This is a genomic window from Nostoc sp., from assembly GCF_036917275.1.
In the GTDB taxonomy this organism is placed as follows: domain Bacteria; phylum Cyanobacteriota; class Cyanobacteriia; order Cyanobacteriales; family Nostocaceae; genus Nostoc.
The window spans coordinates 14,367-31,681 of the sequence record NZ_JBALDF010000015.1 but is presented as its reverse complement, the minus strand read 5'-3'; the positions used below and the strand labels follow the sequence as shown (position 1 = coordinate 31,681).

10 protein-coding genes are annotated in these 17,315 nt (G+C 39.5%); 5 read left to right on the top strand and 5 right to left on the bottom strand.

The window, feature by feature from the left end; genetic code table 11:
• Window positions 1-43 precede the first annotated feature (43 nt).
• Complete coding sequence (locus V7K35_RS05915; protein ID WP_335077179.1) at window positions 44-1,309, bottom strand: hypothetical protein; 1,266 nt, start codon at window positions 1,307-1,309, stop codon at window positions 44-46.
• A gap of 766 nt (window positions 1,310-2,075) precedes the next feature.
• Window positions 2,076-2,915: a hypothetical protein gene (locus tag V7K35_RS05910; RefSeq protein ID WP_335077177.1), complete on the bottom strand. Its 840-nt coding sequence runs from the start codon at window positions 2,913-2,915 to the stop codon at window positions 2,076-2,078.
• Window positions 2,916-3,448: 533 nt separating this feature from the next.
• On the opposite strand from V7K35_RS05910, the gene V7K35_RS05905 reads away from it, so the two are divergent.
• The 3 genes from V7K35_RS05905 to V7K35_RS05895 all read left to right on the top strand — a co-directional run bounded on the left by V7K35_RS05905 (window position 3,449) and on the right by V7K35_RS05895 (window position 6,700).
• Entirely contained in the window at window positions 3,449-4,357 is a 909-nt protein-coding gene (locus V7K35_RS05905) for a beta-1,6-N-acetylglucosaminyltransferase (RefSeq protein WP_335077175.1), read from the top strand.
• Window positions 4,358-4,773: 416 nt separating this feature from the next.
• Window positions 4,774-5,970, top strand: a complete 1,197-nt coding sequence (dxr, locus tag V7K35_RS05900; protein ID WP_335077173.1) for a 1-deoxy-D-xylulose-5-phosphate reductoisomerase — start codon at window positions 4,774-4,776, stop codon at window positions 5,968-5,970.
• A 532-nt stretch (window positions 5,971-6,502) separates the two neighbouring features.
• Window positions 6,503-6,700 (top strand): hypothetical protein, encoded by a 198-nt coding sequence (locus tag V7K35_RS05895; protein ID WP_335077171.1) that lies wholly within the window; start codon window positions 6,503-6,505, stop codon window positions 6,698-6,700.
• Window positions 6,701-6,816: 116 nt separating this feature from the next.
• Here the strand turns inward: V7K35_RS05895 and V7K35_RS05890 are convergent, their stop codons facing one another.
• Complete coding sequence (locus V7K35_RS05890; protein ID WP_335077169.1) at window positions 6,817-7,317, bottom strand: acyl-CoA thioesterase; 501 nt, start codon at window positions 7,315-7,317, stop codon at window positions 6,817-6,819.
• 116 nt (window positions 7,318-7,433) lie between these two features.
• Here V7K35_RS05890 and V7K35_RS05885 point away from each other — a divergent pair, with 116 nt between their 5' ends.
• On the top strand, window positions 7,434-9,503 hold the full coding sequence (locus tag V7K35_RS05885; RefSeq protein ID WP_335077167.1) for a CHAT domain-containing protein: 2,070 nt from the start codon (window positions 7,434-7,436) through the stop codon (window positions 9,501-9,503).
• A 424-nt stretch (window positions 9,504-9,927) separates the two neighbouring features.
• Here V7K35_RS05885 and V7K35_RS05880 read toward each other — a convergent pair whose 3' ends face one another.
• Window positions 9,928-10,272 (bottom strand): DUF1815 family protein, encoded by a 345-nt coding sequence (locus V7K35_RS05880; RefSeq protein ID WP_273766912.1) that lies wholly within the window; start codon window positions 10,270-10,272, stop codon window positions 9,928-9,930.
• A gap of 757 nt (window positions 10,273-11,029) precedes the next feature.
• Here V7K35_RS05880 and V7K35_RS05875 point away from each other — a divergent pair.
• Window positions 11,030-11,236, top strand: a complete 207-nt coding sequence (locus V7K35_RS05875; protein ID WP_335077165.1) for a hypothetical protein — start codon at window positions 11,030-11,032, stop codon at window positions 11,234-11,236.
• 265 nt (window positions 11,237-11,501) lie between these two features.
• On the opposite strand, the gene V7K35_RS05870 is transcribed toward V7K35_RS05875, so the two are convergent.
• Entirely contained in the window at window positions 11,502-17,186 is a 5,685-nt protein-coding gene (locus V7K35_RS05870) for a hybrid sensor histidine kinase/response regulator (RefSeq protein ID WP_335077163.1), read from the bottom strand.
• Window positions 17,187-17,315 lie beyond the last annotated feature (129 nt).

Genomic DNA, 17,315 nt, shown 5'->3' with positions numbered 1-17,315 from the left:
CTCTTATTTATCGGTAAACGATCAATGAATGATATTAATCAACCTAAGCTACCCAAAGATCGTGGGCAAATCGAATAGAAAATGTGAACATTAGTATTCCAAAAAAGTACATAATTGGGTATCCCCAACGAGGATAATGGGAAAGTAATAACCCAAATGCCATTGACAGCGATATAATACCGTAAGCGTAGCGTTCCGATGAGGCTGTAATCCCAGTGTTTAAAATTAAAGCGAAGGAAGAAAACCCATAGGCAACAGTAACAAGGGGAATTTTAGCCCGTGATAACCATAGTAAATATATCCCACCAAAAACTAGTGCAATTTTAACTAGTTCATCTTTTGCTAATACCCACAACGATAGCCATAAAAAATATAATCCATAGCGGAATTTAATCATCCCCAGATGTACCTGAAAGCGCCATAACAAACAGCCACTAACAATAATTATTAGAAAGAATAATGGATGTAAAAAGTCTTTAATATAACCAGATTTCCAATTAGTGAAACCTATCGTAATTTCCATTAGCATCTGCCACCAACCCTGCCAAGCAAATCCTGTTGCATCACCACGCCATGCTTTTTGTGCATGGATGAAAGCCAAAGCGTCACCAAATTGAATTTGACAATAAAGACTGTACAAAGATATACCCAAACCAACAGCTAAACTAGCAATGTAGGCTTTTATACCTCTACGTTCTTTCCAAGAAACAAACAGAAAAGCGGGGATAAGAGCAACTCCAGGTAGTCGCGTCGCTGTAGATAATGCTCCCCAGAATGCTGCCCAAATATATTGCTTTTTATCAAAAGCTCGTAAGGCAGATGTGGTACATAACAAAAACAGACCTTCAGTGTAAATTACGGTTCCATAAAGGGAATAAGGACACCATGCTAAAGTAGCTGTTGCCCATCGTGCTGTGGTTGTACCATAAAGCTCCTGTACCCAAAAATAAAGTATGATCAAGGCAGCTAAAAAAGCCCCATTATTAACTAATATAGCTGCCACTTTAAAAGGCAAGCCGATGAACATAATTATCCGGCTTAACAATGGAAATAAAGGGAAAAATGCAACTGCGTGCATTTCTTTTACTTGACTAGAGAAATCGTAACCAGAAGTCACAATTCTCTCATACCAAAAACTGTCCCAAGCATAGAAAACGTCCCAACTAAAGGTGGCAGCAACGCCAGGTGATGAAGTTGGAAACAATGGGGCAATCAGTAACATAGTGATGGCTATTAGAAGCCTACTAAACAGCCACATTGTCATGACAAAAAATAAGCCATTAGCCAAAATTTTTTTTCTGATATTCATCTTTGCAGATAGATAAATTAACTTTTGATTGATATTTTAGCAAAATTCAGTTTTTAATTTTGGATAAATAATCTCACCATTTCGTACAACAAACCAGAGTGTAAAGCCTAAAGTTATAGAAAACAATTGGATATATAGGAGTATCTAAATAGCCACAAAACAAGGACATTTGCACAAAGATAGCCACCAAAAAATATTGGGAGAAGTAAAAGGCAAAGATCAGAAAAAATATATCAGCAGGGTAGATATATCCGTCGTGCATTTTGGGCAGGATATATGGCATAAATAAAACTGATATACTAGCTAAGTATGTGAATCTGTTCTGAATAATTTTTCGTCTACTTTTATAAACAATATATGACAATAAAAATATTGCAGATATACTTAAAGTTAAACTTATGGGAACAAGAATATTATAAAAGTTACTGAGAACCCATTGATAAAGATTAGGTGCGTTTTTAGCGAGTTCTTTATATTTATTAGCTTGATTAAAGTATATTAACTCCCCCGTCAACAAACGTTCTAGCTGACTGAATTTTATTCCACTCAATGGGGTGAGAGTGAAAAGTTACTTTTTAGTAGTAAGCTAAAAATGTTTTAATTTGCATCCTCCAAAAAATAAATCTCTTGTAGGGTGGGCCGAAAAGTCAGCCCTAGTTGTGCAAATAAAATGCGCGACAGCTTATACCGTTTTTAGATGGTAAGAAATATTTAAATCTTTACCAAAGTTTTTGCTATTTTATGGTCTTCCACTTTAATTTGTAAGTTACAATTGCGAATTATATTCCCTTTCTTTTATCTTCTTATAAAGTTGGGATGCTAGCGTGCCTAAACCTAATTTCTGAAGTAATAAATATTTATATGTTTCCCCGGTAGACACACGAGATGTACTTTTGAATAACCATGCATCATTATCAACTGTGAAGGGAGTTGCAACCTTAGCTACAAGAAACGAAGAAGTATTATCTGAATTTGAAATTAACTCTTCCCAACCAGCTGGCTGTTTTTTGCCCCAATTAAAAATTTCCTCTAAACTGACAACTTCTAAAAGTTCCCTTCTAATTAAACATCCTGAATTTCCAAAAAATTGAAAGGGATGAGAAAAAACATCACTGCCAAAATAATCTTTATTTGGACGCCACTTTCCCCCAGCACTTCTATCTACATGCATTAAATTTATTCCCATAATATTTTTATCTTCATTAAGGATAGTAAGACCATGTTCCAAGAGATTAATGCAGTCTTGATGCGAACCAACTATTTGAATATCGTCATCTAGATGGAAAATATAATCAGATTTACAAAGATTCAGACTAATTACTTGTCCAAAATTACAATGAGGAGGATGGCTCCTAGTATTATATCTTACGCTATCAAAATGATTGATTTGATTGGATGATTGAAGTACTTTCATCGCATTGAAATCAGGGCTACTATCATCTAAGAATATTTTTTCAGCAAACGGAAGCTCTAGTAATTTAGCCCAGCTTTGTATAGCACGACCAACAATCACTGAGCGGTAATTGCGTAACGACTTAATATATGAGCATGTAGAAAATGATGTTTTTTTCCACAAATCATTACTGAAATTTTGCATATTTTGCATTTCGTTATCCCTTTATACTGTATTTAGAGCAAAGGTTAGAGTATACACCATCAACATAATTTTTTCCTAAATTCGATTTTACTACGAATCTGCAAAACAATTGTGACGCCTCCGTCAGCCTTTTCGCTTAATTTAACAATACTCCGGACAGTTTTCGCCCCAATGCATAAAAAAGCCACTTATTGTTGTAGGCTGCAAATAGTTAAAAAAAAGCATACTGCTAGATAAACTATGAATACGGTAGAAACGATACTCGCCCAAATGGGTAATTTAGCAAACCTGATCATAGATACTTAGTGATTTTAGTTACTATGGTTATGATTATATTGGGAAAAGTGAACTTCATAAATCTAAGTTGCTACAGTCAAATCTTGGAGAAGACTTATTGACAACAGTTTAGCCAAGGCTTTGAGTTTATGGAATTAAATCGGCGAGTAATTGAACAGGCAATGCTTTGAACCTGGCTAAATTAGAGGTGACACAAAAACAGATTGTAAACAAAGAACCTTGATTTATCTAATAAGGCAGTTTTTATGAAAATAGCATATATAATTTTGGCACATAAATATCCGCAACAATTAGTACGTCTTATTTATAAACTAAACACAGATGATGTTTCATTTTTTATACATATAGATAAAAAAGCTGATTATAAGATTTATCATCAGGTACTGACTCAACTCAAGGATTTTCCAAATGTCTCTTTCATAAAGAGATACGATTTAGCATGGGGAAGTTTTGATATTGTCAGAGCTAGTCTTAAAGGAATAGAATCAATAGTTGAAACAGGTACTTACTTCGATTATGTTATATACTTATCGGGTCAAGACTATTTGATTAAGTCAAATGAACAAATTAAGAAGTTTCTCCAAGAAAATAAAGGTAGAGAATTTTTAGAGTATTTTCCACTACCTTGTGATAAATGGTACGAAGGAGGTTTAACTAGATTAGAATCTTGGTATATTCGTTGGAAAGATAAGGATTTTTTTATCGCAAAAAAGCGTGAGTTTAAATCTCGCATTAACTCTTTTTTATATTCATTGTTGATTTTGCTTTTACCGAAAAGACATAAATTTCCTGAAGGCTTTGCTCTTTATGGAGGTTCAGCATTTTGGTGCTTAACAGGAGAATCTATAAAATGGATAAATGATTTTGTAAAGCAAAACCCTAAGTTTATTAATCGTTTTAATTATACTTATTGTCCAGATGAATTGTTTTACCAGATCATAATTGTAAATTCACCTTTTAAGGATAAAATTATTAACACTCGCTTGACATATTTAGAGTGGTCTAACGTTAATTCGCTTCACCCCAAAATTTTAGAAAAAAATGATTTTGATAAAATTAGAGACTCAGAAAAATTATTTGCCAGGAAGTTTGATATGACTATAGACCCGGATATATTAGATATGATTGATGAAATGATATTGAATCGATCTTAACTTGCAAATAAATTTTTAATTTTGGTCGGAGAGAAGAAATAATAAATGTTACCGACTATTGAATTTTGGACAAAAAAGAGTGGTTTGCGTAAAATATCCGTGAACCAAACGTAATTTCAAAAATACTCAGATGATTGCTTAAAGTTGATGTTGATCCAGCCGCCATTGTTTGGTAAACGGACAGTCCACCAGTATCCGTGAATAAGATAAAGTGATTTTGTCAATCAGTTTAAATACTTAAAAAACTGATAATAAAAATGATAATCGCCACTTTCGAGGAGGATAAAAGACAGGGGGATATTTTCTTTCTTTGCGTCTCCCCTTCTTTGCGTCAGTGTATCGATTATAGCGATTGCTGTTATTAAAGAGTCCCAAGCAATTTATAGTGAGAGTTGTTTGTAAATCCTTAAGCAATTGTGAAAGCGATTACTCTCGTTGGTTCCACTGGTTCTATTGGTACTCAGACTTTAGATATTGTTACTCAGTACCCAGATCAGTTTCGGATTGTGGGATTGGCAGCTGGGAACAATGTAGAGATGTTAGCTGCTCAAATTCGGCAGTTTCGACCGAAAATAGCAGCAATCTGCTCAGAAGATAAATTACCAGCGCTCAAAGAAGCTCTTATTGACCTCGATCCCCAACCGATTTTACTGGCAGGTGATGCCGGAGTGATAGAAGTCGCTCGCTACGGCGATGCCCAAACCGTTGTCACTGGTATCGTTGGTTGTGCTGGTTTGTTACCCACGATCGCAGCTATTGAAGCTGGTAAAGATATTGCCTTAGCAAACAAAGAAACCCTGATTGCTGGGGCCCCTGTGGTTCTACCCCTAGTTGAAAAACACGGTGTAAAATTACTCCCAGCCGATTCCGAACATTCCGCAATCTTTCAATGCCTCCAAGGTGTGCCAAAGGGAGGCTTACGGAAAATTTTGCTTACTGCATCTGGTGGGGCTTTCCGGGAATGGGATGTAGAAAAGTTAGCAGATGTAACCGTTGCTGACGCCATCAAGCATCCTAATTGGTCGATGGGGCGGAAAATCACAGTAGACTCTGCTACTTTGATGAATAAAGGACTGGAAGTAATTGAGGCTCACTTTCTGTTTGGGTTAGATTATGACAATATCGAAATTGTCATTCATCCCCAGAGCATTATTCACTCGCTGATTGAACTGCAAGATACTTCAGTTTTAGCCCAACTCGGTTGGCCAGATATGCGCTTACCCTTACTGTATGCTCTATCTTGGCCCGATCGCATCTATACCAACTGGAAACCACTAGATTTGGTCAAAGCTGGAAATTTAACCTTCAGTGAACCAGATCACCAGAAGTATCCTTGTATGCAGTTAGCTTATGCTGTGGGTAAGGCTGGTGGTTCGATGCCAGCTGTGTTAAATGCCGCAAATGAGCAAGCTGTGGCTTTATTTTTATCAGAAAAAATTCGGTTTTTAGATATTCCCCGGTGTATCGAATCGGTGTGCGATCGCCATCAAAATGATAACTGTGCTAATCCCTCTTTAGATGATATTTTGGCAGCAGATAAATGGGCAAGACAAGAAGTTTTAACTGCAACTGAAAAGTTAAAAACTGACTCGCGGATAATTTCTCTGCGATAAAATTTTTTAGTTCAGATTGGACTGGGGATCAGAAATTGATGCTTAGTACAGCACGGCGTAAATAAACATACCATTTCAAATGGTGCAAAAGCCCAGAATACAATTCTTTTGACTTTTGACTTCCGCCTTGCGGTACTAGTCCCCAATTTTTAATCCCTAGCCTCTAATCCAATTAATGTGGAAATCATTTCACATTATGGCAAAAACATAGTCACCATACAAAAAGTGAACAAATTGAACATAGTCGGTGGCTTCCGGATCAGCCATCAGTTTTATGTATATTTATAATTTATCTCCAAACAAAATTAAAAATCTTTACAGAAACTTTGCAAAAAAAACGGCATTTTACATCAACAATTCTCTCATTTTTAGGTAAAATATTTCCAGGCTAATTATTATAAAAAACCCCATCATAGTAGATATTAAAAATTGGGTTCAGTATCTTTTCTACCAATGATTGTTACCAAAACAAAAACTTACCCTTTTGAAGAAACCCACTCTCAGATAAGGGCAATTATTAAGGAATTAATATATGATTGCTACGCTGATTGTAGCTTGGATAGTCTTCATAATATTGTGGAAGCTGGTGAAAGCAACCGTGAGCAATGCATTGACTATTGCGGCAATTCTTGTTTTATTAAATATTGGTTTTGGCATTACTCCACAAGATATTTGGCATTACGTAACGCAGTTTGCTCAAAATCTGTCACAGATCCAAAATGGCAAGTAAAAATCGATACTTCACTTTTGCTAATGAAAGGTGAAGTATAAAATATGAAATGACAAAACTTTTAACTTTGACGGCAGTTGCATCAAAGTTTCTATGGTGTTTACAACCTTTCTTGGTCAATTATTATTTAATGCTGAAACCTTAGCCAAGGCATCCTTAAAACTCGGCGGTAACTGACGCATAATCTTGCCTCTTTCGCGATCTAAAGCTACTAAAGTCACTTTGGCTGTGACGTACAATTGTTGTCCATCAGTTGAGACAATAGCATAATCCCAATTGATTCGGACACCAGTTACCTCAGCCATGCGTGTTTTTACCACCACTGCCATACCCAATTGAATCGAACGATGATAGCGCACCGATAGTTCTACAACTAGTAAATCGCAGCCTATAGCGACTAAATCAACAAATTCAATCCCTATAGATCGCAAGCATTCAATCCGCGCTTCTTCCATCCAAGCTATATAGGAACCGTGCCAGACAAGACCGGCATAGTCAGTGTGGTGGGGTTGCACTCTGACAGGATATTCAAACCAATTCCCAAATTCATGACTTAATGGATTGTCAAGGGCGCTGGTTGGTGGTAGTTTCGGTTGAGTGGGTTTTTCTTCTGACATTTTCAAATTTCTAAGTATCTATAAATTGTCCATATCTGAAATAGCATAAAAATTAATTGCGTTGCCGGACTTCTTGATTTAATATTTACACTTCCGAGTATAGGGAGTGTTTTGTTATGCAGCCTAATTTTCAGTACGTTAGTGTTGTTACTTTGACTCTACTTAGTTTACTAGGTTTTGGGATGGCTTACCCAGAAAATAAACAGGTAAGTACAAATGCAAAGTTGAGGTATGATTTCGGAGAAAAAGCTCAAGCTTTACCCAAGAATAATCAGTTCTCAGAAATTGAAAGGCTCAACGAAGAGGCTATCAAAGAATCTCGGCAAGAGCAATCCAAAGAAGCGTTGCAGAGATTACAAAAAGCATTAGCCATCAGCAGAGAACTTGGAGAACGCTCTTGGGAAGCCGTAACACTCAACAATCTCGGTAGAATTTACCAAAGTCAAAGAAAGTATCCTGAAGCACTTCAATCTTATCAGCAAGCCCTATTAATTAACAAGGAACTTGGGGGTCTCGTTCGACTTGGCAAAACATACAGTAACATAGGTTACTTATTCGATATCCAAAATAAACCAGAGTTAGCAATTTTTTTCTACAAACATTGCTTGATTAATCGTGAGAAAGCTCGCTTGAATCCATCAGCACTGAGTGCGCTACAACCAGATGCTTATAGCATAACTGTTAGCCAGACATATCGCATTTTGGGTGAACGATTACTCAAACAAGAACGTGTTCCTGAAGCACAAAGAACAATAGATTTACTCAAAGTTGAAGAACTAGAGGAATATCTCCAGAGTGTGCCAGGTAATCAACGTACTGTCAAAGGTATTAATATAGCGGCAACAGAAAAACCAATTAAACAAAAGTTAGAGCAAACCTTAGATAATGCTGTTGTGCTAGGTAAAGAACTGACAACACTGCGGAAAATTTCCCCCAAAGAGCGATCGCTCGAACAGAAACAACGGATTGAGCAATTAGTCTCAAATCAACAGCAACTTTTGGATAAATTTAACGAATTTATCAATAGTCCTTCAGTGAAAGCACAGGTAGAGCAAATTAGCCGCACAGCTAGGCGGCAAAATTTGGATTTGCAGAGTCTCAACGAACTTCGAGATAATTTGGCGCGATTGCCTCAAAAATCGGCACTCCTCTACCCACTGATTTTAAAAGATAGCTTGGAATTGGTATTAGTAACTCCTGATTCTCCACCAATTCATCGCACCGTTGGTGTAAAACGCGAAACCCTCCATCAGACAATTGCTGCTTTCCGCCAAGCTTTAATCAATCCCAGTCGAAATATCAAAGCACCTGCACGCCAATTGTATGACTGGCTAATTAAACCGATAGAAAAAGACCTGAAGCTATCAGGTACACAAACTCTGATTTACGCTCCAGATGAGCAGTTACGCTATATTCCTTTAACTGCTTTATATGATGGCAAACAATGGCTAGTGCAGCGTTTCAATGTTAATCACATTACATCTGCCAGCCTGACTAACTTAAATACTCCACAACAATCTACTTTGCGGGTTTTAGTCGGTGCTTTTACTAAAGGTAATTATCAAATTAAAATTGGGAATCGACAGGTTGCTTTTGCTGGTTTGCCCTTTGCAACGCGGGAAGCGGAAAGTTTAGCCGCTACAGTTCCTGAAACTACGACACTTTTAGACGATGCCTTTAGCCCCAAAGTTGCTGTACCCCAAATGGATGATTATACAATTGTCCATTTAGCGACTCATGCAGCCTTTGTGGTGGGAAAACCAGAAGATTCGTTTATTTTATTCGGGAATGGCGATCGCGTTAATTTTAGAAATGTCGCCACTTGGTCACTCCCCCATGTAGATTTGGTAGTGTTGAGCGCGTGTGAAACCGGCTTGGGAGGCAAGTTGGGTAACGGTGAGGAAATTTTGGGCTTTGGATATCAGATGCAACAGACCGGCGCCAGAGCCGCGATCGCCTCGCTGTGGTCAGTGGATGATGGTGGTACACAAGCACTTATGAGTGCTTTTTATGGTATAATATCTACTGAGAAGTTGACTAAAACTGAAGCTTTAGGACAAGCTCAAGTCTCATTAATTACCGGAGACTGGAAGGCAATGAGTCATAATCTACCCGCAGCAGCAGTTAATGACTTTAGTCACCCGTACTATTGGGCACCTTTTATTTTGATTGGTAATGGGCAATAGAAATAAAAATTCATAATTAGGGAAAACACACAGTCAAGCAAATATAATGATAGTTGCTACTGCCTAGATTCACCAGCTGACCTTAGTAACACGCAACACCTGCGATTTCGATAGCTGCGATATTCCATTACTGAATCCTTTTACATAGCCCTAACAAAAACTGCGATCAGGTTTTGATGATATTTTGGGCAAAGGGGAGCGCCCAACTACCCAACCTCTAACTTTGGTGTCTTTTAACACCTTCCAGCTAAAGGCTCAAAATCCGGCTCGTAAGGTTTTGGCAGATACAAAAAAATATGCGATGGGCCAGCCACGAGCCAATCACTTAATGATAATGGAGAATAGGTAAGAGCGATCGCCAACTAAGCCACCATTACCAATTAGCGATAATTAATTTCTAAGAAAGCGATCGACCTTTGGAACCTTAATACTTCTTGGCAAGAGTTTTAGAGCCTGTATCAGTTTGCATAGATTGCTTGACAAGATTAGCCAGTTCATCTAATTGGCTAATTGCCTCCGCACCTTCTAACTTCATTAATTCGCGGTCATCCCGCATTTCCGTCCAAGTAATCCCGTAATCAGACACTAAAAACCGAATTAGATGATTATCACCCAAGCCAACCATAAACGATGCACTATTCATTTGGTCGCCACAGGTATAGCAGGACGCAAGATACCCACGCCGCTCTAGTACAGTCGCCAAAGCTTGCAGGTTCATTACCAAGTCTTGGACGAATTGTCGATGTTGATGTGCTAGTCTCAGAAACACTTTTGTCCTCCAGACACCACAGTAATTTGAGTCTCTTTTATATTTTCTTTAGATTTTCTCATCCACTGGTATTGTAGACTATTCATTACAATTACCAGACAAATGATATTGAGTCGTTAATTGACTACCTTGTTTAGGGTAGTGGATCGGGATTTTGAGCGCCGTATCAAACTATTCAGTTTGCAAATTCAAAATATCGGACAGAATTGCTGAATTTAACTATATCTTTATACATTTCTGCCAGCGTAGATTCTTACAAGAAGCGATCCGCTTTTAGAGTAACTTAAATCTCGCACTAGTCAAGTACGGAAATGCTACATATTTCGTTTTTAGAAGCGACGGACAGCCAAATTTACTGTTATTAGAGGCTAAAACGTAGTTTTACATTGTTATAGTGTCTTTTTTAGATTATTTGCTCTGTTCCTTTTTTAACGTAGACTTTATATTGATAAATGATTAGTATACCAAATTCGTTCCTCCCGTGTATAAAGTTGAGCAGATGAGAGTGCAAATTTTAGATCCAGTACTAAAACTAGATTAAGTATAGTCCTTTATACAGAGTTTACCTCATCTAATTAATAGATAAGTCTAAGTGTAAAATCCACAATGGATCAACTCAACACTGACAATACCTAAACTCAGCAGAGCAATGTTGCCATTTAGGCAATATTTTCAGCTATTTTGGCTCAAAAAGTTGTACCAACCAAAGCACAGAAATTTTACCTAGCAATGGCTATTCTACCCTAGTGACAGGTAAGTGGCATTTAATTCAGACTTGCGATCGCCTACAACGGGCGGTTACGCCATCGCACTGCCAGGGCTTCATTCAATTCCTGGCCGTTACAACGGGGTTGAACATTTCTTTGGCTTCTTAGATACAGGACTTACGCAAAAATTGCTAACTTCGCTTAATTTATCGAACCGCCAAGACGAGGCAGTGCGTTGGGCGGCTCTGCCGACTTGAAGCAACTGCCGTGCCAAGAACGCCAAGAATTCGTAGAGTGTGCGTAAGTCCTAAGATAGATTGAAACATCCCCAAACACTCTATATTCTCTACGAAGACAATAAACCTATTTCAGTTAATCGTTATCCTAAGAATTTTCTCACTACCGATTACTGAACACAAACAGCGATCGCATTACTCAAACAAGCAAAAACCAAGTCAACAGACAAGCTATTTTTCTTGTATTTTGCCAACAATGCTGTTCACTCAACGTTTTATATTAGTGTCACGAAACATTACTTGTAGTGCTAACAAGTTTTTCCCCTTTCAACATCCGCGCCGCAGCTTCAAGGAGAGCTTCTTCGAGATAGGGCTTGGTAAAGTAGCCACTAGCACCGAGTTGAGCTGCAATTTGTCTGTGCTTGTCTGCACCCCGTGAGGTGAGCATAGCGATCGGTAGGTGGTTGAGGTTAGAGTCTTTCTGGATGCGAGAGAGTAACTCCAGACCATCACAGCGGGGCATTTCGATGTCGCAAAATACAATATCACAAGGCAGACCGGAGCGGAGTTTATCCCAAGCTTCCTGGCCGTCACGCGCCTGTTCTACGCGATAACCTGCTTTGTTAAATGTCAAGGATAGCAATTCTCGGACTGTAATTGAGTCATCGACTATCAGCACTGTTGGATCAATTTTTGCAGGAGAGGTGTCTGGGGGAGTAGTTTTCTGTTGCCAAGAATTGCCACCAATTTGTGTAGAAATCCGTCCTTGGAAAATGTCAATTATTTCCAGCACGTCAGCAATAGGCATAATGCGGCCATCACCCAGGACTGTAGCTCCAGCTACACCAATGGGTTTAGGTGCTGGTCCTTCAAATTGCTTAATTACAATTTCTTGTTCGCTCAACACCAGGTCAATCTGTAGAGCAATTAAGGTATTTGCCGATCGCACTACCACCACAGAAACCATATCATCATCTCTGGTACCGCCATAGACATTGCCACGACTGATTTGGCGATTGAAGGTTAAAAGTTCCTTCAGAGGTCGGAATGGCAGTACCGTATCACGCCAGGAAATAAACGATTGCCCATTGCCATCGTGCTGGATATTTTTGACTGGTATATCCAACGTATCTTCTACACCGTCCATCGGGAAAGCGATTCTAGCTCGATCAGAGACACAGCAGAGAGCTTTACAAATACTCAGAGTCAGTGGTAGACGAATGGTGAAAGTGGTTCCCTTACCGATCGCAGAATCGGTGTTCACTGTCCCCCGAATTTCGCTAATTTCGGAACGCACTACATCCATACCCACACCACGACCAGAAATTTCATCTGCTTGGTCTTTGATCGTAAAACCAGACTGGAACAGCAGATCGTAGACTTCCAGGCGAGACATGGCTTTTGCCTGCGCTTCCGTAATCATGCCAATCTTTACCGCCTTAGCTTTAACCCTTGCTGAATCTATACCTGCGCCATCATCGCCTACAGAAATGATCGTTTGGTTGCCTTGGTGAAAGGCACGGATAGTAATGATTCCCACCGGTGGTTTACCAGCAGCTTGTCGTTCTTCTGGCGTTTCAATACCGTGAGCGATCGCATTATTCAGCATATGAGTTAACGGATCGGTCAGATGATCCAAAATCATCTTGTCAATTAAGGTATCGCCACCTTCGATCACCAACTCAACTTGTTTGCCACACTTAATGGCGTTGTCGCGCACTCCTCGCCGCCAGCGATCGATAGTTTGGGCAAAATGCACCATTCGCGCTCTTGTTAATCCCTCTTGTAGCTGGGTGGTTACTTGGCGGAACTGCCTTGCGACTCGCTCAGTTTCTTCGGTGACAAAATCAATGTCACTTGCCGACTCACGCACTCGCACAATCCGCTCAATCATCTGCTGTGAGAGTGTATGGAAAGGAGTAAAACGATCCATTTCTAACTCGCTAAAACCCCTATCGGCATTGGAATCTGGCGCTTGAAAGCCGGAGTCTTTCTTTTTGCGTCCAGCTAACAGAGAAGCTTCCAGGAGCGATCGCTCGTACAACTCTTGCATCCTTGCGCCCACATCCGAGAGTTGTTGTACCTGAATCAGCAAGTTATCTAATGACTGCCGCAGCCGTTCATGATCCTGCTCTAAGGTATTGCGATTTACCACCAACTCCCCAACTAAATTACTCATATCGTCCAGTTGCTTAACTGGAACCTTCATCGTTTCTTCAAATCTCGTAGCCCGACGAGTAGAGGGGCGGGGAGTTTTGCTGGTGTTAGATTTTAGTAATGGTGAATGGGATATTGTTTGATCTGCTTCTGCCAGCAACTTCTCCAAATCACCAAATTCATCTTTTATGGCTGGCGATGGAATGGGATTATTAGCCAAGACTGGCTGAGTATCGAAGGGCTGGCGTTGGGGTAGCCCGTCGTAGGCATCACTGTCGTTATCTGTACCTAGCAATTCTTCTAGGGCTGCAAAATCTACTTCTGGTATTGAGGTAGCTTTGGGGTTAAGTGCTACTTCCTCTTGTAGTAATGCTTCCAAGTATGCAAATTCATCTTCTAGAGCAACTACTTCAATGGTTTCTGTCGTTACTAATTCTTCAGTTGAGGTAACAATAGCATTTTCTTCCTCTAACACTGGTGCAGTTTCAAATGTCTCTCCTTGATCCCATAAATCAGTTTCTACATTTTCCTGAATAAACGTTTCTGTGAAGTCATTAACAACTTGTGAGTCAATTATTGCCGTGTTTTCTTCTAATTGTTCCTGGTTTGTTGCTTCTGATATAGCAGTTTCTGTAAACAATAAATCATTTGCAAAACTAGGCTCAGTACCCTCAAAATCTGTGTTGTCTGTGAACTCAAAGGTCGTTTGTAAATTATTGTTCGGCTCAGTACCTAAAACTTCTGGGCTTGTCTGGACTAAATCTGAAGTTTCCCCAAAACTTATATCTAAAGAAGTTTCTGTAACCAATGGTTCATCCACAGTATTATCTGTGGTTTCCATCTGAATATAGGTGGAGTCATCTATAGCTCCATCCTCAAACAGCAGTTGCGGATTTTCATCGAAAGAGCCGAACAAATCACCTGGTTGTCCTGGGGGTGAATCTGAAGTTTCACCAAAATTGATATCTAAAAAAGTTTCTGTAGGCGATAGTTGATCCACAGTATTATCTGTGGTTTCCATCTGAATATAGGTGGAGTCATCTATAGCTACATCTTCAAACAGCAGTTGCAGATTTTCATCGAAAGAGTCGAACAAATCATTTGGCTGTACTGGGGCTGAATCTGAAGTTTCACCAAAATTGATATTTAAAGAAGTTTCTGTAGTTTGTTGTTTATCCACAGTATTATCTGTGGTTTCTATCTGAATATAGGTAGAGTCATTTGTAGCTCCACCCTCAGACAGCAGTTGGGGATTTTCATCGAAAGAGCTGAATGAATTAAGTTCCAGATCAACGGCAGATATCTCTGGGGGCTGATTAGTAAATTCTGGAACAAAATCTAAGGCTTCTGGTTGTTGCGATCGCCTGAGAATTTCTTCCCCTGGATGCTGGGCGAACAATGGCGTTTCTGGCGGGGATGGTTGGATGCGATCGCTGATTGTCGGGGAAATAGTTGAGTTACTCGGTGCTAACTCATCAAATAAATCATCTCCAGAATCTGATGAGAATACCAAATCTAGCTGCTCTTGGTGCTGGAAATTGATATCAAAATCTTCTTCTATGTCAAAACTGGCTATAGGAGAAGGTATGGGCTGCTGACTGTCGGCAAAAATGTCATCAGCCTCGTCAGCAAACAAACTCTCCTCTAATCCGCTTTCCACATTCTGCTCAATTAAGGAATCAAATTCATCCTGTTCCTCTATTGTTTCCTGATTCCAGAAGTTGCTTAGATCATTTTCTGATTGAGAAAACTTAGGTACTACTGCTGGAGATATATCAAATAAATCACCAACTTCTGGTTCACTTGTAGACAATAATGGATGTTCTTCCATTTCAGTAAACAGGTTGTCCGAAGACAAGCCTGTTTGCTGAGGTAATTCTACGTAGTCACTAGGGATAATTTCTTCTACCCAATTTGCCTTTTTAGTTTCTAAGAATAAGTTATCAAAACTGTTTTGTTGGCTGGTAGATAGTTCTACACTGGCAAACGCCTCAGTTTCTGGTTGAGTCACTTCGCCTGTAGGCAATAGTTCAATATCATCATCTAGTGCCAGTGTCAATAAATCTTCAACCACATCGTTTTTGTTGACACTATTTTGGACAATCTCTCCAGGTGGCTGCTTCGGATCACTAGTAATCTCAGTAAATTCTTGTAAATTTTTGTCAGGGTAAGAGTCTAAATTTAGATTAATTACGTTAATATCGCTCAACTCTACAGTCGTAGCGGATGTTTGTTGATTTTGCGGTTCTGAATTCTCTTTTTCTATGAAGTTGTCACCAAATAACAAAGATAAGTCTTCTGTCGTGGCTGTGATTACTGGGTGCTGCTCGTTGCTTGTGTCTTCATCAAAGGAGAGTAAATCGGATAAGTCGCCATCAGCAGCCTCAGCGTCAGTGCTGCTGAAATCAATTCCAAAGTCATCGGTGGGGACAATATCTAAGGTTTCTTCTTGATGCCAGGTTTCATCGAGTTCGGGAGTTTCGCCTTCAAATAGATCGGCAAGGGTATTTAACTCAGCTATTCCAACCTCTGGACCATTGGGGTCAAGATTGCTACTGATTGGATGTGCTTCGTCATGTATGGTGAAAGAAAAACTATTGTGAGTTGCAGCGTTTAATGGTATCCCTTGTAACTGAAGATCAGGGCGTTCGCTACTATCCTCGTCTAGATTAAATTCCTCAATTGGCTCAGATAGGTTAGTTATGATTAACTGCTCAGTTTTCGCAGTTTTTGGAGTGTTGACGGATAAAATTAGCTTTGGCGCAGTTGATGGTTCTGTCAAAGCCGTAGGCTGTTCATCAAACAAATTGGGGGTAATTTCTAACAACTCAATTTCTGCAAAGCTCAAAAGTGCTTCTAGTTGCTGACTAATTGCAATTTCGGCTTGCTTACCTTGCAGGACTAATTCTAGAGCTTGCTTGATTTCAGTAATGACAATTTTAGCTAGAGTCAGATAAGTGTTTTCGGGATTGCCGATCGCACTGGCTGCTGCTTGACACAAACCACACCACTTGGACAAATTCCAAGTCTCACCAAGTTTGACTAACTGGTAACAACATTGCTGAAGGTTTTGTCGAGTTGAGGGTGTTGTTGTTTGCTTAAACAGTTGCAACATTTCCCGCAGTGTTTGCAATACCTGGGCTTGGAACTTGCCCCAATTATTATTTTCTTTGGCGATAACTGGCGATAGCGCAGCGTTAACGACTCTGTGAACGTCTGGCATCTCCTGGGGTGCTACAGAGAAGGATATTTCTGAAGATTCCTGATCGGTGTCTTCTGCCAAACTGGGAATATCTTGCCGCAGAAAAAGTTCAGTAAGTGTGGAGACGTTCTCTACAGAGGTTGTGTGTAATTCTGTTGCCGAAGGACTGGTGGCTACTCCACTGTTCCCTTGTTCTACAAGTAATTCCAAATGCTGATTCAGCCATTGAAAGACTGGCTCAGTTTCTAACATCAAAGTATTAGCTGCATCTTCAGAAAGACCAAATGGCCCGCTCAAATGCTCTAACAGCGCTTTTAAGGTATCAGATACACCGAGAAATAAAGACTCTAACTTTTGGTCAACCTGAACCGGATGCTCTATGAGGAGTTTGAAACAATCTTCTAGACGATGGGAGGTATGCTGGATGCTAGTCAATCCAAGCATCGCTGCTCCTCCTTTGATGGAGTGAGCCGCCCGGAAGACTTCGCTAATTATTTCCGGGTCGTTCAAAGTCCCCTCTAAATTCAGCAACCCCTGCTCAATAGTATTCAGGTGATCCCTGGCTTCTTCGATAAAGTAACCCAAAATCCGCTGTTGTTGTTCCGGCAGCATAGCAAAAGTTATGAGTTGTGAGTTATGAGTTGTGAGTTATGAGTTATGAGTTATGAGTTATGAATTATGAGTTATGAATTATGAGTTGTAATTTTTATTTTTAACTTCTCATTCTTAACTCATAACTTT

Coding starts and splice junctions, on each gene's coding strand:
- V7K35_RS05910 (WP_335077177.1), bottom strand. CDS start 2,915: ATGCAAAATATGCAAAATTTCAGTAATGATTTGTGGAAAAAAACATCA.
- V7K35_RS05890 (WP_335077169.1), bottom strand. CDS start 7,317: ATGTCAGAAGAAAAACCCACTCAACCGAAACTACCACCAACCAGCGCC.
- V7K35_RS05915 (WP_335077179.1), bottom strand. CDS start 1,309: ATGAATATCAGAAAAAAAATTTTGGCTAATGGCTTATTTTTTGTCATG.
- V7K35_RS05870 (WP_335077163.1), bottom strand. CDS start 17,186: ATGCTGCCGGAACAACAACAGCGGATTTTGGGTTACTTTATCGAAGAA.
- V7K35_RS05885 (WP_335077167.1), top strand. CDS start 7,434: ATGCAGCCTAATTTTCAGTACGTTAGTGTTGTTACTTTGACTCTACTT.
- V7K35_RS05895 (WP_335077171.1), top strand. CDS start 6,503: ATGATTGCTACGCTGATTGTAGCTTGGATAGTCTTCATAATATTGTGG.
- V7K35_RS05905 (WP_335077175.1), top strand. CDS start 3,449: ATGAAAATAGCATATATAATTTTGGCACATAAATATCCGCAACAATTA.